Genomic DNA, 18,391 nt, shown 5'->3' with positions numbered 1-18,391 from the left:
GCTTGGGCGAGCCCTAGCCGACTGGTGACCGGCCGGTGTCGCTCCACCGGCCGTTGTTCTCGTCGGGTCCGGTCGTGGGGACGTCCGGCTGACCGGTGGGCGGGCCTCCGGTGTCGTTCTGCTGGGGCGGATCCTGCTGCGTGTCGGGGCCCTGCGTGGTGGGCTGCTCCGTGCTCGGCTGCTCGGTGGCCTCAGGGGTGGGCGAGGTCCACGGGTCGGGTTCCTGGGTGTGCTGCGGTTCCTGCGGCATGTCCTGGCGCGGGTCGGGACGGCCCCAGTCGTCGCCGTACCCGTAGTCGGACGGCTCGGGGAACTCGATGACCGGCTTGCCCGCCATGGCCTCGGTCATGAAGGCCCGCCAGACCTGGGCGGGCAGCTGACCACCGAACTGCACCCCGTAGCCGGGGATCTCCACCGGCTTGTTGTCCTCGCGGAACATGTCGACGGCGACGGCCAGTTGCGGCGTGAAGCCGTTGAACCAGACCGCCTGGGAGTTGTCCGTGGTGCCCGTCTTGCCGGCCACCGGACGGTCGTACAGCCTGGCCGCGGTGCCGGTGCCGTACTTGACGACCTGCTGCATCGCGTACGTGGTGTCGGCGGCGGCCTGCTCGCTGACCACCTGGGTGGACGCGCCCTTGATCACGTTCTTCTTGCTGTCGGGGGCGGTCACCGACTTCACGACGTGCGCCTCCATATGGACGCCGCCGTTGGCGAAGGAGGAGAAGCCGGAGGCGTTCTGCACGGCGCTCAGCGAGGCGACGCCGAGCGGGAACGTGGCGGCCGATTCGTGCTGCTTGAGCTGCGTCTCCGGGATGCCCGCCGCGACTGCGGTGGCGGCCACCTTGTCGAGGCCGACCTTCTGGCCGAGGTCGACGAAGGCGGTGTTGACGGAGTTCTGGGTGGCGCTGATCAGGTTGATCTCGCCGTAGGAGCGGTCGCTGTCGTTGGGGATGGGCTTGCTGGCCGAGGCCACGCGCATCGGCGAGTTGCCGTTGACCCTGGTGGACAGGTCGAAGCCGTTGTTGAGCGCGGCGGCCAGCGTGTAGGGCTTGAACGTGGAGCCGGCCATCACCTTGGCAGAGAAGGCGTTGTCGTACTCGGAGCGGTCGGGGCGCCCTCCGTAGAAGGCGACGACCTCGCCGGTGGCCGGATCGACGGCCGCCAGCCCGGTGCGCACCTTCTTCGGCGTCCCCTCGGGCAGCACGGTCTTGATCGCGTTCTCGGCCGCGAGCATGAGCTTCTTGTCGAATGTCGTGACGACCCTCAGCCCGCCGCCGTTGATGTCCTCGTCGGTGTAGCCGCGCCGGTTGAGCTCGGCGGTGACCTGGTCGAGCATGTACTGGGCCTGGCCCTTGAGCTCGAACGGCTTCTTCGGCGCCTTGAGCACCGGGAACGTCTGGGCGGCGGCCTGCTCGGCGGTGAGCTTGCCCGTCTGCCGCATGGCGTCGATCACGGCCTGCCAGCGGGCCTCGGCGGCATCGAGGTCGGCGCCCTTGGGGTCGGCGAAGCGGCTGGGCTGCTGGATCACCGCGGCCAGGTAGGCGCCCTCGGCCACGCTCAGCTTGCCGACGTCCTTGCCGAAGTACGCCTGCGCGGCCGCCTGGGCGCCGTTGGCGCCGCGGCCGAAGTAGATCGTGTTGAGGTACTGCTCAAGGACCCAGTCCTTGGACTTGGACTGGTCGACCTTGATGGAGATCATGATCTCCTTGAACTTGCGGGTGATGGATCGTTCCTGGCTGAGCCCGCTGTAGTAGTTGCGGACCAGCTGCTGGGTGATCGTCGACCCGCCCTGGAGTTGCTGCCCGGAGATGGTGGACCACACGGCTCGCGCGGTGCCTTTGACCGAGACGCCGCCGTCTTGGTAGAAGGAGCGGTTCTCGGCTGCTATCACCGCGTCACGTACGTGCTGGGGAACCTTGTCCAGCGGAACGTTCCTGCGGTCGATGCCCTTCTTGGCGAGCACACTCTTGCCGTCGCGGTAGTAGATCACCGACCCCTGGGCCGTGGCGTCCTTCTGGGTGCTGTCGGGGATCGGGGTCATCGCCCACGCGACGGCGAAAAGCCCTATGGCCAAGAGGATCCCGGCGCCGAAAACGATCAACAGCCGTTTAAGGATTCGCCGCTTTCGCATGCCTTTTTCACCACCGATCCGCACCCACAACCCCCCGATCGCGTCTCGCCATACCCCCGTCAGCTGGGCGAATGTCAAGGTTAAGCGATCGACAACGGTGCCTCGTCCCCTGCGGCGATAGTACGTCTAGCGAGTTTCGCGCTGGGGAACATTCGCCACCAATGGCAAAACGCGGTAGGGAACAGGTGTGTCGAGGGCGATGATCGAAGAAGTCCTGAGAACACCCTGAACTTCGACGATCTGGTCGATCACCCGCTGCAGATCGGCGTTCGTCCGCGCCACCACCCGGCAGAGCAGGTCGCTGCCGCCGGTGATCGTGTGGACCTCCAGCACCTCGGGGATGTGGGCGAGCCGGTGCGCCACCGGATCGTGCCCGGCGACCTGCCTGATCTCCATCGTCACGAACGCGGTGACGTCGTAGCCGAGCGCCACCGGCGAGATGTCGGGCCCGAACCCGGTGATCACTCCCCTGGCGATCAGCCGGTCGAGCCGGGCCTGCACGGTGCCGCGGGCCACGCTCAGCCGGCGCGAGCACTCCAGCACGCCCAATCGCGGCTCGGCGGCCAGGAGGGCGATCAGCCGGGCGTCCAGTTGGTCGATCGTCATGGTGTACAGATCTCCTGCTCTACGCCGGGACAGGGCGTACATATTGTCTAGTCAAAAAAGTAACTGTTGCTCAACTCGTCCAGGGAATCCAAGTATTGATGCTATGACTGATGTCTTTCCGGTTAACGGGATGCACGCCGTGGTGTTCGCCGTGGGCAACGCCAGGCAGGCGGCTCACTATTACTCGACCGCGTTCGGCATGCGGCTGGTGGCCTATCGCGGGCCGGAGAACGGCAGCCGCGACGAGGCGGCCTATGTCCTGACCTCGGGGAGCGCCAGGTTCGAGTTCAGGGCCCCGATCCGGCCGGGGACCGACCTGGCCAGGCACGTCGCCGAGCACGGTGACGGGGTGATCGACCTGGCCATCGAGGTGCCGGACGTGGAGGCCGCCTATCGGCACGCCGTGGAGCAGGGGGCCCGCGGGCTGGCGGAGCCGTACACATTGGAGGACGAACGGGGCAAGGTGGTGCTCGCGGCGATCGCCACCTACGGCGAGACGCGGCACACGCTCGTCGACAGGGCCAACTACAGCGGCGCCTACCTGCCCGGCTACGTGCCCGCCGAGCCGCTCGTCGCCCCGCCCACGACCAGGTCCGGACGGCTGTTCCAGGCCATCGACCACTGCGTGGGCAACGTCGAGCTGGGCCGGATGGACGAGTGGGTGGAGTTCTACAAGCACGTGATGGGCTTCACCAACATGGCGGAGTTCGTCGGCGACGACATCGCCACCGAGTACTCGGCGTTGATGTCCAAGGTCGTGGCCGACGGGAGCCGCAAGGTCAAGTTCCCGCTGAACGAGCCGGCCGTGAGCCGCAAGAAATCGCAGATCGACGAATATCTGGAGTACTACCGCGGGCCGGGCGTACAGCACGTCGCGCTGGCCACCAACGACATCCTGACCACGGTCGACCACATGCGCGCGGCCGGGGTGAGCTTCCTGGACACCCCCGACTCCTACTACGACGACCCCGAACTGCGCTCGCGCATCGGGCGGGTCAGGGCGCCGATCGAGGAGCTGAAGAAGCGCAAGATCCTGGTCGACCGCGACGAGGACGGCTACCTTTTGCAAATCTTCACCAAGCCGGTGCAGGACCGGCCCACGGTCTTCTTCGAGCTCATCGAGCGGCACGGCTCGCTCGGGTTCGGCAAGGGCAACTTCAAGGCACTGTTCGAGGCCATCGAGCGCGAGCAGGAGCGGCGGGGCAACCTTTAGATCGCGCGTACTGCGTGGGCGGTCGGCTCGACCTAGGCTGGATTCTGTTCGACGCGCGCCAGCAGGCTCCGCATGCCAAAGCCGCGAAGACGGTCGTGGTCAATGCCTGACTCCGCGTAGAATTCCTGTCACTTAGCGAAGGGAAGAGCGCAGCCTATGGGGTTTGACCAGCGCAGGGCCGCTTCGCTCGTGGCGCTTCTGAGCATCCTCGCCTGCGCGCCGTCCAACGGCGCCATGGCGCCCACAGCGGCCCGGCCGGTGAGCGGAGACACGGGCGCGCCCGGCATCGGCGACCCCGACTTCCCCCTTGACGGCAACGGCGGCTACGACGTCTCCCACTACGGCCTCGAGCTCGGCTACACGCCGAGCAGCAAGCGCCTCGACGGCGTGGCGACGATCAAGGCCACGACCACGCAGGCGCTCTCGCGGTTCAACCTCGACCTGTCCGGCCTCGACGTGAGCGAGATCACGGTCAACGGGGAGAAGGCCATCTTCTCGCGTAACGGCACCGAGCTCGGCGTGCTGCCCGCCACGCCGCTCAGTGGCAAGGCCGACTTCACCATCAAGGTGACCTACTCCGGCGTGCCCAAGCCGATCAAGGACTCCACCAACCTCGGCACGTTCGGCTTCGTCCCGACGCCCGACGGCGCCTTCGTGGCCTGTGAGCCCGACGGCGCCAAGACCTGGTATCCGGTCAACGACCACCCCGCCGACAAGGCGACCTACGACTTCGCGATCACCGTGCCCGACGGCGTGACCGCGCTGGCCAACGGCGAGCAGGTCGGCGAGCCCACGACCGCCGACGGCAAGACCACGTTCCGGTGGCGCGAGCGGCATCCGATGGTGAGTTATCTCGCGACGGCCACGATCGGCAAGTTCGAGCTGCGCAAGGGCCACACGCCGGGCGGCATCCCCAACCTCGCGGCGGTCGATCCCAGGCACCGCGGCTCACTCGACGATCTCTACAACGTCTCGGGCGAGGTCACCGACTACTGGAGCAAGGTCTTCGGGCCCTACCCGTTCTCATCCACGGGCGGCATAGTCGACGACTTCTCGGCCGGCTACGCCCTGGAAAACCAGACCAAGCCGCTCTACGGCGGCTTCGAGCCCGACCAGAGCATCATCGCGCACGAGCTGGCCCACCAGTGGTTCGGCGACAGCGTGAGCATCAAGCGCTGGCGCGACCTGTGGCTCAACGAGGGCTTCGCCACCTATGCCGAGTGGCTCTGGGCCGAGCACAAGGGCACCAACACCGCCGACCGGCTCTTCCAGACCTTCTACAACCGCCCCGCGAGCAGCCCGATGTGGAAATATCCCCCGGGCCGGGCCCAGCCCAAAGACCTGTTCAACGACTCGGTCTACACCCGGGGCGGGCTGACCCTCCACGCCCTGCGCAAGGCCATCGGCGACGAGACGTTCTTCACACTGCTGAAGACGTGGACGGCCGACCACAAATACGGCAACGTCACGACGGACGAGTTCATCGCGCTGGCGGAGAAGCTCTCCGGCAAGGATCTCAAGCCGCTGTTCGACGCCTGGCTCTTCCAGCCGATCAAGCCCGCCGCCTGACCGCCCGCTGCCTGACTTCCCGATCGCCTGAGTGCCTGAGCGCGAGGCTCACGGGGCGCCGGGCGTGCCCGTGGGTGCCGAGAAGACCAGGACGGACGCCGTGAAGCCGTGCACGTGGTTCTGGCCGCCCACCGGGCCGACCTCGCCTGCGGCGAAGAAGCCCGCGATCCCGATCGGCCCGAGCGTGTCGCGCAGCGCCACCGGATCGTGGTCGGCGGTGCCGAACATCGCCGACCCCCGGCCGTTGCAGGAGAACAACAGCGCGCCGTCGATCCGGCCGAGCTCCTCGCGATGCGCGTCGAGCAGGTCGTAGAGGTCCTCGTCCGCCGTGGCCGCGTCGCGCACGTGGAAGCGTACGGTCCTGCCGACGTCCACGACGTCGCCGATGGCCACGGCCTCGCGTTCCGGGTCGATGCCGATCACGCCTCTGATGAGGAAGTCGCCGCGTTCGTGCCGTTCGGCGTACTCGTCCATGGCCACGCCGATCTGCAGGCCGGCGGCGACCAGTTCGCGGTCGTCCTCGTCCAGCTCGCTGACGATGTCCTCCAGCCGGGCCAGGGCCGGTTGGCCGGCCAGCTCCAGCAGCAGGTTCTCCTCGGAGCGGGTGACGACCATGGTCGGGCCGATCGGCCGGCAGCCCTGGCTGACCACTGTGCTGACGCGTACGGAGCCGCTGAGCAGCACGCCGATGGCGCCCTCGGTGTAGACCTCGCCGTCGGCGAAGAGCCGGACCGACCCCCGGCCCCGCATACCGTTGGCCAGCCCGCCGATCAGCGGCAGATTACCCAGCACGTCCACGGAACGCTCCACGAACGCGTCCGTGGGGAAGGTGTACGGATCGGCCAGCAGGATCGCCACGTGATCATCAGCCGTCCGCTCCGGCAGCCCCACCACCACGAACCGGTCCTCGGCGGTCAGCGTCTCCAGCGCGAACGTGGTCAGCTCGGCCCCGTCCAGCGTGGCCGCCCACGCGCTCACGGCGGACGTCAGCTCGACCCCCTGCCCGTCACCGATCACGCCGGTGGCGCTGCAGCCGATCACATGGGCTTCGGGGGCCAGCCTCATCGCGCTCTCCCCCGCCCTGGCGACCTCGTCCGGATCGTCGCCGCAGATGAAGAAGCACACCAGGTCCGCCTCGCCACTGAGTCTCGACAAGGCCTGACCGACAGCACGTTCCGCGGCCTCCACCAGGTCGGAACCCACGGCGAGGCCGTCGGCGAAGCGGCTCGTCATCACAGCCACGGATCTCGCCTCCTCAGCGGGTCGAAGTTCCCTAGGAACCGATTCTCCCCATTAAAGGAACAAGCACGCGCACGAACCGTCACGCAATAGTCAAGATCCGAAATCTCCGCCAGATGCGAAAGTGTCTGCCGCAGTGGTCCCAGGGGACGTAGTCTCGTTCCCGTGCATCAGCCTCTAAATATCCGCGAGCTGCGAGAGAGCGGTCACGTTCATCGCACCGTGAAAGCAGAGGTCCGCGAAAACCTGCTGGCCAAGCTGCGGGCAGGTGAGCCCCGTTTTCCAGGCATCGTGGGCTTCGACGACTCCGTCCTGCCCCACTTGGAGCGGGCGCTACTCGCCGGGCACGACCTCGTCCTGCTCGGTGAGCGGGGCCAGGGCAAGACCCGACTCATCCGCACCGTCACCGGACTGCTCGACGAGTGGACCCCGGTGGTCGACGGCTGCGAGATCAACGACCATCCGTACGCGCCGGCCTGTACGCGCTGCGTCACGCTGGCGCGGGAACTGGGCGACGAGCTGCCCGTGGCGTGGAAGCATCGCGACGAGCGCTACGGCGAGAAGCTCGCGACCCCCGACACCTCCGTGGGCGACCTGATCGGCGACGTCGACCCGATCAAGATCGCCGAAGGCCGGACACTCGGCGACCCGGAGACCGTCCACTACGGGCTGGTGCCGCGCACCAACCGGGGCGTGTTCTCCGTCAACGAGCTGCCCGACCTGGCCGAGCGCATCCAGGTGTCGCTGCTCAACGTGCTGGAGGAGCGCGACATCCAGGTGCGCGGCTACAACCTGCGCCTGCCGCTCGACATCCTGCTCATCGCCAGCGCCAACCCCGAGGACTACACCAACAGGGGCCGGATCATCACCCCGCTGAAGGACCGCTTCGGCGCCGAGATCCGTACCCATTACCCGCTGACGGTCGAGGACGAGCTGGTGCTCATCCGCCAGGAGTCCATGCCGGACATCGGGGCGGACATCCCCGAGCACCTGGTAGAGGTGATCGCCCGGTTCACCCGCCTGGTCCGCGAGTCCACCGCGGTCGACGCCCGCTCCGGCGTGTCGGCGCGGTTCTCGATCGCGGCCGCCGAGACGGCCATGGCCTCCGCCGTACGCAGGGGGGCGATCGCCGGCGAGGAGCAGGCCGTCGCCCGCGTCTGCGACCTGGCCAGCGTCGTCCACAGCCTGCGCGGCAAGGTGGAGTTCGAGGTCAGCGAGGAGGGCAGGGAGACCGAGATCCTCGCCCACCTGCTCCGCCGGGCCACGGCCGAGACGTTCAGGAGCCGGTTGGGCGGCATGGACCTGTCGCCGCTGACGGACAAGTTCGCCGAGGGCAACCAGGTGGAGTCCGGCGAGCTGATCCCGGCCGCCGAGCTGCTGCGCCGCATCGGCCCGGTCAGCGGCCTGGCGAAGGTCATGTCGCGGCTGGGCATGGGCGAGGGCGAGGAGTCGCCGGGGCACGCGGCGGCCGCGCTGGAGTTCGCCCTGGAGGGCCTCTATCTCATGCGCCGCCTGTCCAAGGACGACGTGGACGGGGTCTCCGTCTACCGGACGTGAACATTCGGGCGGTCTCACACGTCGAACGTGATGAATTGATCACGCCGTCGGGGGAGACCGCCCATGCGTCTGCTTGTCTGTGCCACCGCCCTGAGCGCCACCGCCTTGTGCGCTTTCGCCGTACCCGCCGATGCCGCGGACACCAAGATCGTGTACGGGTACGCCTGGGCGGCCGGCCCGACCGAGATCCGCATCACGCCCATGACCGCCGCATACCGCAAGCCGCTGCACACCTTCAAGGCCGTCTCCGGCGCCAAGGAACTGCGGCTCGACTACGCCAAGGCGGCCTTCCGGCGGGTGACCGTCGCCTGCGACCTCAAGGAGACCGAGGGGCGCGTGGCGATCGACCGCAAGGGCCTGGGCACCACCGTCTGCAAGGTCGACGCCCTGACCGACAAGCTGGCGTCCGGGCCCGCGCCCGTCCGCGTCGAGTACCGCGGTGCCGAGGCCGTCAAGATCAATGAAGTGCTCGCCAAGTGGCCCTCACCGCGCACGGCCCGGGGCACGGTCAAGCGGGTGGACGACACTACGGTCCTGTTCACCGGGGCGGGCAGGACGCTCAAGCTCGGCTACACGAACCTGATGTCGTTCGCCAGGACCACCAAGCGCTGCGGCGACGGCTGGCTGGCCGGCAAGCCGGTCAACGCCGACAAGCACGGCCTGGGCAAGAAGGCATGCCAGAGCGGCGACTTCACCAAAGCCCTCAAGTCGGTCAAGCATCCGGTGCTCGTACAGGTCGATTACATGCCGGATGTCAACGAACTCTCCGGTGTGCGTGAGGTCTTCGGGGACGCGTAGCCCCCGTTCTCGGGTTAGCGTGTGTTCGTGATGGCCTACCGCTATGGCGAGTACAACGATGGCCCCGACCCCCTCGCCCCGCCGTACGACGTGCGCGCCGCGCTCGACGAGATGGGCGACGCCATCCTGTCCGGCTCCACCCCCGTGCACGCCCTGCGCGACCTGCTCAAGCGCGGGCTGCCCGGGGCCCAGGACCGCCGGGGTCTCGACGACATGCTCAGAGAGGTACGACGGCGCCGCAGGGACCTGCGCGAGAGCGGCCGCCTCGACGGCACGCTGGAGCGGGCCCGGGCGCTCCTCGACAAGGCCATCGGCCAGGAGCGGGCCGAGCTGTTCCCCGACCCGTCCGACGACGCGCGGCTGCGCGAGAGCGAGCTCGACTCGCTGCCCGACGACACGGCCAGCGCGATCCAACAGCTGACCCCCTACGAATGGCGCTCAGCCGCCGCCAGGCAGACCTTCGACGAGCTGCGCGACCTGCTGCGCCGCGAAGTGCTCGACAGCCAGTTCAGAGGGCTGCGCGACGCGCTGGCCCAGCCGGACCCGGCCGCGATGGAGCGTGTCCGGCAGATGATGTCGGACCTCAACGACATGCTCGACAAGGACGCCAGAGGTCAGCACACCCAGCAGGACTTCGACGCGTTCATGAAGGAATACGGCGATCTCTTCCCGGAGAAGCCGCGCGACCTCGACGAGCTGGTCGACGTCCTGGCCCGGCGGGCCGCCGCGACCCAGCGCATGCTCGCCTCGATGACCCCGAGCCAGCGCGAGGAGCTGGCCAACCTGATGAGCCAGACGCTCGACCAGGCGGGGTTGTCCGACGAGATGCGCCGGCTCGGCGAGTCCCTCCAGGCTCGCCGGCCCGATCTGGCCTGGGACACCCCCGAACGGCTGACCGGCGAGGAGCCGCTGGGCATGGGCGACGCCGTCACCGCCCTGGAGGAGCTGGCCGACCTCTCACAGCTGGAGACCTCGCTCCGCCAGGACTACCCGGGCGCCAGGCTCGACGACGTCGACGAGTCGGCGGTCCGCCGCGCGCTCGGCCGCTCGGCGGTCGACGACCTGGAGGCGCTCAAGCGGATCGAACGCGAGCTGGAGGAGCAGGGCTACCTCCTGCGCCGCCGGGGCAAGCTGGAGCTCACCCCGAAGGCCGTCAGGAGGCTCGGTGAGACGGCGCTGCGCCGGGTGTTCGCCTCGCTCGACGCGGGCCGGCGCGGCGACCACGACCAGCGCGACGCGGGCTCGGCCGGGGAGCTGACCGGCTCGTCACGGCCCTGGCGCTTCGGCGACGAGCAACCGATCGACGTGGTCCGCACACTGGTCAACGGCGTCCGCAACGGCGGCGTCCAGTCCGAGTCCGGCTCCGTACACCTCTCGGTCGACGACTTCGAGGTGGCCGAGACCGAGCGGCGCAGCGCGGCGGCCGTCTGCCTGCTGGTCGACCTGTCCTACTCGATGGCCCTGCGCGGGACCTGGGCGGCGGCCAAGCAGACCGCGCTCGCCCTTCAGGCGCTGGTCGCCTCCAAGTTCCCGCAGGACGCGGTGCAGATCATCGGGTTCTCCAACTACGCGCGGGTGCTCCAGCCGGACGAACTGGCCGGGCTCGACTGGGACATGGTCCAGGGGACGAACCTGCACCACGCCCTGCTCATCGCGGGCCGGCACCTGGATCGCCATCCCGACTTCGAGCCGGTCGTGCTCGTGGTCACCGACGGCGAGCCGACGGCTCACCTGATGCGCAACGGGCACTCGGCCTTCGAGTGGCCGCCGTCGCCCGAGACGCTGGAGCTCACGCTGGCCGAGGTGGACAAGATGACGCGGCGGCGGGCGACGCTCAACATCTTCATGCTGGCCGGCGACGACCGCCTCAAGGAGTTCGTGGACGAGGTGGCGCGGCGCAACGGCGGTCGCGTGTTCTCCCCCAGCGCGGATCGGCTGGGCGAATACGTGGTGAGCGACTTCCTACGGGTACGCCGGTCCCGCTGAACGCGGGCTCGATGTCGTAGCGCGCGTCTTCAGCCGACCAGGGCGCGCGTCTCGCTGGTCAGGGCGCGCGTCTTCAGGCGGTCAGGCGTCGACGAGGGGCGCGTAGAAGTCGAGGGCGACGTCGAAGCCGTCGCGGCAGTTGCGGTGCGAGCGGTAGCAGGGGCGCCAGGCGGAGCTGGCGCCCACACCCGTGCGGGCGTCGCTCAGCGCCGACGGCACGCGCTCGGGCCGGGGCAGCAGGCCGCCACCCAGGTAACGGACGCCGTCGAGCTGCGTGTGCTCGCCGCGGCCCCCGGAGACGAAGGCGCCGAGCCGCCACCCGCTCTCCTCGTCCCACACCAGCGCGCTGCCGTCCGCCAGACGGACGGTCGCGCCACGCGGCTCGCAGGGGCCCTCCCACCAGTCGGCGACCTCGGCTCCGAGCAGGTCGACGACCCGCTGCACGTAGCCGGTCGGCTGCTGCAGCCACTCGTCTGTATACGGCTCGACATGCCTGATGGCCACGGACGGCACCCCCTTGTGCCCAAACGGTAAGGAAAAAGCGACGGTGGCCAACCATACCCGCGCCGAACTTATTCCGTTGCCAGAGCGTCTAGTCATTACGGACGATATTTACGTCCGACACGGGGAAGGAGGGGGGCTCCATGATTGCCATGATTCTTCTGATCGTGCTCATGGTGGTCGCGATCGCGGCCACCGAGCTGATCATGCGCTGCTCCTCAGAGGGTAAACAGAGTGTCGAGTCCACGGGCGAGATCGTCGGGGACTAGTCTCCTTCGCATGTCGTCCCTGCTTCTCTGGCTGCACATCGGCTTCGCGATCTTCACGATCGGCCCGCTCACGGCGGCCACCATGGCCGCCCCGCGGGCCATCCGCGGCAAGAACGTGCCCGTCCTGCAGAACATCCAGCGGACCACCCGGATCTACAGCATCGGTTCGCTGGGCGTGCTGATCTTCGGGCTGGCCGTCGGCATGTCGATCGGCGGCGGCGTGCTCGGCAAGTGGTACATGACGGCCTCGATGACGCTGTTCATCGTGGCCGTCGTGCTGCTCGTCATCATCGACCGCGACCTGCGCGCCGCCGTCAAGGTCCTCGAAACCGAGACCCCGGACGACGACGCGAAGGTGCAGAACGGCAGGATCGCCGCCATCAGCGGGCTGCTGTCCCTGATCTGGCTGGTGATCCTGTTCCTGATGGTCGTACCGGGTTCCTGACCGGGCGTACCTGTTGCTAGCCGAGCGCCTGCGTGAGATCGGCGAGCAGGTCGTCGACCGTCTCGATGCCGACCGACAGCCGCACCAGGTCGGCGGGCACCTCAAGCGGCGAGCCGGCCGCCGAGGCGTGCGTCATCCTGCCCGGGTGCTCGATGAGCGACTCCACGCCGCCCAGCGACTCACCCAGCGTGAACAGCTTCGCCCGGTTGCACACCTCGACGGCCTCGGCCTCGCCGCCCGCGACGCGGAACGACACCATGCCGCCGAACCGCTTCATCTGCTTGGCGGCCACCTCGTGCCCGGGGTGGTCACCCATGCCCGGGTAGAGCACCTGCGTCACGCGCGGGTGCGCGAGGAGCAGATCGACGACCCGCTCGGCGTTGTCGCAGTGGCGGTCCATCCGTACACCCAGGGTCTTGAGCCCGCGCAGCGTCAGCCAGGCGTCGAACGGCCCGGCCACCGCGCCCATCGAGTTCTGGTGGAAGGCCAGCTCCGCCCCGATCGACTCGTCGGCCGCGATCAGCGCGCCGCCGACCACGTCGGAGTGGCCGCCGACGTACTTGGTGGTGGAGTGCACGACCACGTCGGCGCCCAGCGCGAGCGGCTGCTGCAGGTAGGGCGAGGCGAAGGTGTTGTCGACGACCAGCAGTGCCCCGTTGTCGTGGGCCAGCTGGGCGAGCGCGGCGAGGTCGGCGATGCCGAGCAGCGGGTTGGTCGGCGTCTCCACCCAGACGATCCGCGTCTTCTGGGTCATCGCCGCGGCCACGGCGTCGAGGTCGCCGAGCGGCACCGGGTCATAGTGCAGGCCCCAGCGCTCGCCGACCTTCGCGAACAGCCGGTACGTACCGCCATAAGCGTCGTTGGGGATGATCACGTGATCCTGCGGGGCGCAGAGAGCGCGCAGCAGGGTGTCCTCGGCGGCCAGGCCCGACGCGAACGCCAGCCCGCGCGCGCCGCCCTCGACCGCGGCCAGCGCTTCTTCGAGCGCGGTCCTGGTCGGGTTGGCGGAGCGGCTGTACTCATATCCGGAACGCAGGCCACCCACACCGTCCTGCTTGTAGGTGGACGTCGCATAGATCGGCGGCACGACCGCGCCGGTAAGCGGGTCAGGCTCCTGACCTGCGTGGATCGCCAGGGTTTCGAAACCGTTCGTCATAGGCCCACGGTAACGGAAGCGGCCCGCGGCCCGTTCCCCAACGGACCGCGGGCCGAGGCGGGCGCCGTCCCCAGCCGCGCCCGCGTGGCTCGCGCGCGTCATGCCCCGCGCGAGCCAGGTCTCAGGCCGCTTGCGGCTTCTTCCTGTCGCCACCCGCCCGCGGCGCCAGCGGAATGACATCGGCGTCGCGTGCGGGCACATGGATGTGGCGGCCGCTGCCGCCCTCCGCGTGCTCCCCGTTGATGCGGGAGAGCAGCACCGGGTCGGCCAGCGCCAGCAGCAGACCCACGACCAGACCGACACCTAGTAGTACGAATCCAAGGACAATCATTTTCCCGTCCCCCTTCCGGACATGTATCAGCATGGTCGACGGCCCCCCGCCATCGCCTCCACTGAAGGGCCGGTCCTCGGAGAGCCCCCTCAGCCGAACGGTCGATGCCCGCCATCCGACTTGCGGCCTAGGCTCCCAGGGGTGGGGGAAGCCAAGCACGTCGTCTATTGGATCCGCCGGCTGAGCGACATCGCGGCGATCGGCTGGCTGGCCATGATGCTCCTCATGGACCTCGCCGTAGCCGCCAGCAGGGGCGGCGTCCAGTGGCTCGTGCCGATCTGCGGGGTAGCGGGCATCGCGGCCGCCCTCCTGCGGCGCCGTTTCCGGGTCGAGACGTTCGTCGTCCTGCTGGCCCTCTCGCTCGTCACCTCGCTGGTGATCCCGGTCGTGGGGTTCGTGGGCGTGCCCGGCGCGGCGGAGACCGGCGCGCTGATGATCCTGACGATCGGCGTGCTGCGCCACGTCGAGCCGGTCAAGCGGGCCGCGGTGCTCGGGGGCGCCGCGCTGGTCGTCCTCATGGCGGAGGGCGCCTCGCGCGATCCCCAGAACAAGCTGGCCTTCTCGTTCATCCTCTTCACCGCGTGGACGATGACCGCCGCCGTCGGCGGCTACCTCCGCTTCCAGCAGGAGCGCCGCAAGGAGGCCGTCCATTCCGTACGGCGTGCGGAACGCCTGGAGCTGGCCAGGGAGCTGCACGACCTGGTCGCCCACCACATCACCGGCATCGTCGTACAGGCACAGGCCGCCCGCACGGTCGCCGACCTGAAGCCCGACGCCGTGCTGCCCGCCCTCGACGCCATCGCCAGCGCCGGGACGGACGCGCTCACCTCGATGCGACGCCTGGTCACCGTGCTGCGGGCCGAGGACGAGGCCGCCAGGACCCCCGGCACGTCCCTGGCCGACCTGCGGCTGCTGACGGAACGGTTCTCGGAGAACGGGCCGCGCGTCGCGTTCGAGATCGGGTCCGGCATCGACGACCACACCCTGGCGCCGGAGGTCATGACGACGGTCCACCGGGTGCTGCGGGAGGCGCTCACCAACATCCGCAAGCACGCGCCGGGGGCCAGCTGGGTCGAGGCCGAGCTGCGCCGGTTCGACCAGCTCGTGCTGCTGCGCATCCGCAACTTCGGCTCAGCCGCCGATCCCCGGCTCTCGCGCCTGGGCGGCGGGTTCGGGCTGGTCGGGATGGCCGAGCGGGTGGAGGCACTGGGCGGCCGCCTCTATGCCGGGCCCGGTTCCGACGGGGCCTGGGAAGTGGTCGCGGAGTTTCCCACGTCCTGAGGTGTACGCCGGGTCGAACTCGGCACCCATCGCCGCGCGCAGCCTGGCGGCGATCCGGTCGACGTCGGCCCGCTCGGGGGCGGGCAGCGGCACGCCCACCGCCTCCCTGAGCGCGGCCGCGACGCCGAGCATCCCGGCCGCCTCCCGGCACTCCTCGGAAGGGCTCCCGCGGCCGTTCCCGACCTGCTCGGCTGTGAGTGACAGCGCGCCCGCCAGCCCTTCCAAGGCGAGGGCCACCGCTCTGGGGTCCCCGGTGGCCTGGGCCGCCTCGTAGCCCTGCCGCTGCCTGGCCAGCGCCCCCGCGGCGTCACCGCGCTGCTCGGCGGCGAACCCCAGCTCGGCCAGGACGAACGCGATGCCGGGAGTCCCCCGCACCTCACGCAGCCAGCCGAGCCACGGCGTCAGGAGCCTTTCCGCCCGTACATAGTCGCCCTGCCGCCTGGCACTCAGTGCCAGCCCGAGCACGGCATGCTCCTCCGCGGCCTTGTAGGACTGTTCCACGGCCAGCAGTCTGGCCCGCTCGTGGTAGTGGTCGGCTCGCTCGTACCGGCCCGCCAGGAGCGCCACACGGCCCAGCCCGGCCAGTTTGAACGCGACCTCGAAGCCGAGCTCCTCCGCCAGCCGCAACTGCTCCTCGCGCAACCTGGCGGCCTCGGCGTAGTCGCCCCGTATCTCGGCCAGCCGATCGAGCGCGTCCATGGCCTCCAACCGCCCCCACGCGTCACCCAGCTCGCCGAACAGCTCCAGGCTCCGCCGCCCGTCCCGCTCCATCGCGGCCAGGTCCCCCCGCCCGACGGCCAGCTTCGCGCGCAGGCTGAGCGCGACGGCGATCCCCCACCGGTCGCCGAGCGCCTCGTACGCGGCCAGCGCCCGGCTCGCCGCCGCCTCGTGCGCCCCATGATCGCCGTACGCCCAGCGCACGTGGGTCAGAAACCAGTCGGCCAGTGCCCGCCCTCGGGCGTCGAGCCCGGCCACCCGCACCGGCGGCGCCACCTCCCCGACGGACAACGCCATCCCCGCCAACCACACCGACGCCACAGCCGCCCGACCGGCGGTCAGATCAGTGACGGGCGCGTACGGGGCGGCGCTGGATGCTGGGGCGGCTTTGGGCAGGGCGGCGGCCAGGGAGCGGCGGGCCTCGCCCATGCGGCCGCGTAGGAACCAGTACCAGGCCAGCGCGTTGACCAGACGGAGCGGCTCGGGACCCGACAGGGCGAGCCGCAGGTTGGCGGTCTCGGCGTCCAGGCGTTCGAGCCACTGCCTCTGCCCCGGGCCGCGCAGGTCCGCCCGTTCGGCCAACTCCGTGTAGTAGCGGGCGTGACGTGCGGCGATCCGCCCGTGCTCACCCGCCTCCGCCAGACGCTCGGCGCAGTAGACCCCGACGGACTCCAGCAGCCGGTACCTGGGCCCGGCGGACACCACCACCAGCGAGCGGTCGACCAGACGAGCCAGCACGTCCACCACGTCCACGCCGGGCTCGGCGCAGACCTCCTCGGCCGCCTCCAGCGCGCACCCGTCCGCGTGTACGGCCAGCCGCCGCAGCACGACCCGCTCGTTGCCGGACAGCAGCTCCCAGCTCCAGTCGATCACCGCCCGGAGCGTGCGCTGACGTGAGGGCGCGTCACGCATGCCGGAGCTGAGCAGACGGAACCGGTCGTCGAGCCGCTCGGCCACCTCCCGCGCACCCAACGCACGCACCCGTGTCGCGGCCAGCTCCAGCGCCAGCGGGAGACCGTCGAGCCGCCGGCAAATGGTCGCGACCGCCTCACCCACCTCGTTCGGCTCGATTCCGGCACGGAGCGTGAAGAAGCGTACGGCGTCGGGCTCGGTCAGCGGCGGTACGGCATGGACGCGCTCACCGGTCACCCGGAGCGGTTCCCGGCTGGTCGCCAGGACCCGCAGCCCTGGGGCGGCCCGTAGCAGTGCGGAGATCAGCTCCGCCGCTTCCTCCACCAGGTGTTCGCAGTTGTCGAGTACGAGCAACGCGCGCTTGGTGGCCAGGGCGGTCGCCAGTCTCGGCGGCAGTGGCGCGGCGTCGTCGTCGCGTATGCCGAGCACGTCCGCAACCGCCTCGGCCACGTCCGTGATCCCGCCCAGCTCCACCAGCCACACCCCGTCAGGGAAGGCGGCACTCTCGTCGGGGAAGACCGCGCTCTGGCCGGAGAGGGCCACGCTCTGGCCGGAAGAGGCCGCCATCTGGTCGAGGAAGGCCGCGCCTTCGTCGAGGAGGGAACGGGCAGTTTCCAGGGCGAGGCGGGTCTTGCCGACGCCGCCAGGTCCGGTGAGCGTCACCAGGCGGGCGGCGTCCAGGAACTCGCGAGTCTGGGCGACCTCCGCATCCCTGCCGATCAGCTCCGTGAGCGACGACGGCAGGTTGGAGCGGGGCGGCTGGGCAGCGGGCGGAGGGTCCCGCCGGACGAGCGAAGGATCCTGCCGGAGGATCGCCTCCTGGAGTGCCGCCAGCTCGGGCGTGGGGTCCAGGCCCAGCTCCTCCGCCAGCCGCTCGCGCAGCTCCCCGTAGCTGGCCAGGGCCTCGCTCTGCCGACCGGCCCGGTACAGGGCCGTCATGTGCTGGGCGCGCAGGCGCTCTCGCAACGGGTGCCGGGAGACCAGGTCGGCCAGGTCCACGTCCTCGCCCAGAGCGAGCCGTACCTCCGCCTGCTCTTCGAGGGCGGCCAGGCGCAACTCCTCCAGACGCGCGATCTCCGGACGCAGGAACTCCTCGTCGGCGAGATCGGCGTACGCGGGACCGCGCCACAGACTCAGCGCCTCGTGGAGCTGGGCGGCCCGCTCACGCGGATCCGTGGCACGCTCACGGACGAGCTCACGGAACCGGTCGGCGTCCAGCGCGACACCGAATCGGCCCTCACCCAGCGCAACACGAAAGCGGCCCGTGCCCTGAGGACCACCGAAGCGGTCCGTGTCCAGCGAGACACCGGAGTGCCTGGCCTCCCGCCAACCCCTGGCCCGAGAAGGCTCGGCGAACGCCAGGCGGTAGCCGGCCGGGGTGTGGACGATCGAGCCGGGGTCACCCAGGGCGCGGCGGAGCTGGGAGACGCGTGCCTGGAGGGTGCCGACGGGATTGCGGGAGGGTCGCTCCCCCCAAAGGTCGTTGATCAGCCGGTCCATCGAGACCGGCCCGCCCCCGTGAGCCAGGAGGTCGGCCAGCAACGCCCGCATCCTGGGCTCCGTCACCTGGATCGGGCGGCCGTCGTCCGTCCAGACCGCCAGCGGCCCGAGCACCCCGAAACTCACCACATCAGGGACAACCCGTAGCGAGGCGGAAGGATTTCCGTAGGGGGACGTTCG

14 protein-coding genes and 1 pseudogene are annotated in these 18,391 nt (G+C 69.9%); 8 read left to right on the top strand and 7 right to left on the bottom strand.

Features of this window, described 5'->3' with window-relative positions:
• Positions 1-13: 13 nt before the first annotated feature.
• Entirely contained in the window at positions 14-2,131 is a 2,118-nt protein-coding gene (locus tag ACQP2T_RS08150) for a transglycosylase domain-containing protein (RefSeq protein WP_433515570.1), read from the bottom strand.
• 126 nt (positions 2,132-2,257) lie between these two features.
• Complete coding sequence (locus ACQP2T_RS08145) at positions 2,258-2,737, bottom strand: Lrp/AsnC family transcriptional regulator (RefSeq protein ID WP_433515569.1); 480 nt, start codon at positions 2,735-2,737, stop codon at positions 2,258-2,260.
• Between the two features lie 103 nt (positions 2,738-2,840).
• On the opposite strand from ACQP2T_RS08145, the gene hppD reads away from it, so the two are divergent.
• Positions 2,841-3,950 (top strand): 4-hydroxyphenylpyruvate dioxygenase, encoded by a 1,110-nt coding sequence (gene hppD / locus ACQP2T_RS08140; protein WP_433515568.1) that lies wholly within the window; start codon positions 2,841-2,843, stop codon positions 3,948-3,950.
• Between the two features lie 156 nt (positions 3,951-4,106).
• Positions 4,107-5,519, top strand: coding sequence for a M1 family metallopeptidase (locus tag ACQP2T_RS08135; protein ID WP_433515567.1), 1,413 nt, complete (start codon positions 4,107-4,109; stop codon positions 5,517-5,519).
• A 48-nt stretch (positions 5,520-5,567) separates the two neighbouring features.
• Here ACQP2T_RS08135 and ACQP2T_RS08130 read toward each other — a convergent pair whose 3' ends face one another.
• A complete protein-coding gene (locus ACQP2T_RS08130; protein WP_433519735.1) occupies positions 5,568-6,752 on the bottom strand; it encodes an FIST signal transduction protein in 1,185 nt (394 codons plus the stop codon).
• 171 nt (positions 6,753-6,923) lie between these two features.
• Here ACQP2T_RS08130 and ACQP2T_RS08125 point away from each other — a divergent pair, with 171 nt between their 5' ends.
• From ACQP2T_RS08125 to ACQP2T_RS08115, 3 genes are all read left to right on the top strand, one after another.
• Entirely contained in the window at positions 6,924-8,315 is a 1,392-nt protein-coding gene (locus ACQP2T_RS08125) for a sigma 54-interacting transcriptional regulator (protein WP_433515566.1), read from the top strand.
• Between the two features lie 63 nt (positions 8,316-8,378).
• Positions 8,379-9,113 (top strand): hypothetical protein, encoded by a 735-nt coding sequence (locus tag ACQP2T_RS08120; protein ID WP_433515565.1) that lies wholly within the window; start codon positions 8,379-8,381, stop codon positions 9,111-9,113.
• Between the two features lie 30 nt (positions 9,114-9,143).
• On the top strand, positions 9,144-11,099 hold the full coding sequence (locus ACQP2T_RS08115; RefSeq protein ID WP_433519734.1) for a vWA domain-containing protein: 1,956 nt from the start codon (positions 9,144-9,146) through the stop codon (positions 11,097-11,099).
• 81 nt (positions 11,100-11,180) lie between these two features.
• Here ACQP2T_RS08115 and ACQP2T_RS08110 read toward each other — a convergent pair whose 3' ends face one another.
• Positions 11,181-11,603, bottom strand: coding sequence for a DUF6292 family protein (locus ACQP2T_RS08110; protein ID WP_433515564.1), 423 nt, complete (start codon positions 11,601-11,603; stop codon positions 11,181-11,183).
• 140 nt (positions 11,604-11,743) lie between these two features.
• Here ACQP2T_RS08110 and ACQP2T_RS08105 point away from each other — a divergent pair, with 140 nt between their 5' ends.
• The gene (locus ACQP2T_RS08105; RefSeq protein ID WP_263655728.1) at positions 11,744-11,869 is read left to right on the top strand and encodes a hypothetical protein; all 126 of its coding nucleotides are present in this window, start codon (positions 11,744-11,746) and stop codon (positions 11,867-11,869) included.
• A gap of 10 nt (positions 11,870-11,879) precedes the next feature.
• Positions 11,880-12,314, top strand: coding sequence for a hypothetical protein (locus ACQP2T_RS08100; protein WP_393475505.1), 435 nt, complete (start codon positions 11,880-11,882; stop codon positions 12,312-12,314).
• A 16-nt stretch (positions 12,315-12,330) separates the two neighbouring features.
• On the opposite strand, the gene ACQP2T_RS08095 is transcribed toward ACQP2T_RS08100, so the two are convergent.
• Both ACQP2T_RS08095 and ACQP2T_RS08090 read right to left on the bottom strand, forming a co-directional pair.
• Complete coding sequence (locus ACQP2T_RS08095) at positions 12,331-13,470, bottom strand: cystathionine gamma-synthase (RefSeq protein ID WP_433515563.1); 1,140 nt, start codon at positions 13,468-13,470, stop codon at positions 12,331-12,333.
• 121 nt (positions 13,471-13,591) lie between these two features.
• Positions 13,592-13,801: a hypothetical protein gene (locus ACQP2T_RS08090; RefSeq protein WP_433515562.1), complete on the bottom strand. Its 210-nt coding sequence runs from the start codon at positions 13,799-13,801 to the stop codon at positions 13,592-13,594.
• A 21-nt stretch (positions 13,802-13,822) separates the two neighbouring features.
• On the opposite strand from ACQP2T_RS08090, the pseudogene ACQP2T_RS08085 reads away from it, so the two are divergent.
• A pseudogene (locus tag ACQP2T_RS08085) lies at positions 13,823-14,608 on the top strand (histidine kinase); the annotation flags it as partial.
• Between the two features lie 324 nt (positions 14,609-14,932).
• Here the strand turns inward: ACQP2T_RS08085 and ACQP2T_RS08080 are convergent.
• On the bottom strand, positions 14,933-18,337 hold the full coding sequence (locus tag ACQP2T_RS08080; RefSeq protein WP_433515561.1) for a BTAD domain-containing putative transcriptional regulator: 3,405 nt from the start codon (positions 18,335-18,337) through the stop codon (positions 14,933-14,935).
• Positions 18,338-18,391: the final 54 nt, after the last annotated feature.

It is taken from the genome of Nonomuraea sp. CA-143628, from assembly GCF_050942315.1.
Lineage (GTDB): Bacteria > Actinomycetota > Actinomycetes > Streptosporangiales > Streptosporangiaceae > Nonomuraea.
Note: the sequence above shows the minus strand (reverse complement) of the source record. Positions and strands in the feature narration are given on the sequence as shown.

Coding starts and splice junctions, on each gene's coding strand:
- ACQP2T_RS08150 (WP_433515570.1), bottom strand. CDS start 2,131: ATGCGAAAGCGGCGAATCCTTAAACGGCTGTTGATCGTTTTCGGCGCC.
- ACQP2T_RS08145 (WP_433515569.1), bottom strand. CDS start 2,737: ATGACGATCGACCAACTGGACGCCCGGCTGATCGCCCTCCTGGCCGCC.
- hppD (WP_433515568.1), top strand. CDS start 2,841: ATGACTGATGTCTTTCCGGTTAACGGGATGCACGCCGTGGTGTTCGCC.
- ACQP2T_RS08135 (WP_433515567.1), top strand. CDS start 4,107: ATGGGGTTTGACCAGCGCAGGGCCGCTTCGCTCGTGGCGCTTCTGAGC.
- ACQP2T_RS08130 (WP_433519735.1), bottom strand. CDS start 6,752: ATGACGAGCCGCTTCGCCGACGGCCTCGCCGTGGGTTCCGACCTGGTG.
- ACQP2T_RS08120 (WP_433515565.1), top strand. CDS start 8,379: ATGCGTCTGCTTGTCTGTGCCACCGCCCTGAGCGCCACCGCCTTGTGC.
- ACQP2T_RS08115 (WP_433519734.1), top strand. CDS start 9,144: ATGGCCTACCGCTATGGCGAGTACAACGATGGCCCCGACCCCCTCGCC.
- ACQP2T_RS08105 (WP_263655728.1), top strand. CDS start 11,744: ATGATTGCCATGATTCTTCTGATCGTGCTCATGGTGGTCGCGATCGCG.
- ACQP2T_RS08100 (WP_393475505.1), top strand. CDS start 11,880: ATGTCGTCCCTGCTTCTCTGGCTGCACATCGGCTTCGCGATCTTCACG.
- ACQP2T_RS08095 (WP_433515563.1), bottom strand. CDS start 13,470: ATGACGAACGGTTTCGAAACCCTGGCGATCCACGCAGGTCAGGAGCCT.
- ACQP2T_RS08090 (WP_433515562.1), bottom strand. CDS start 13,801: ATGATTGTCCTTGGATTCGTACTACTAGGTGTCGGTCTGGTCGTGGGT.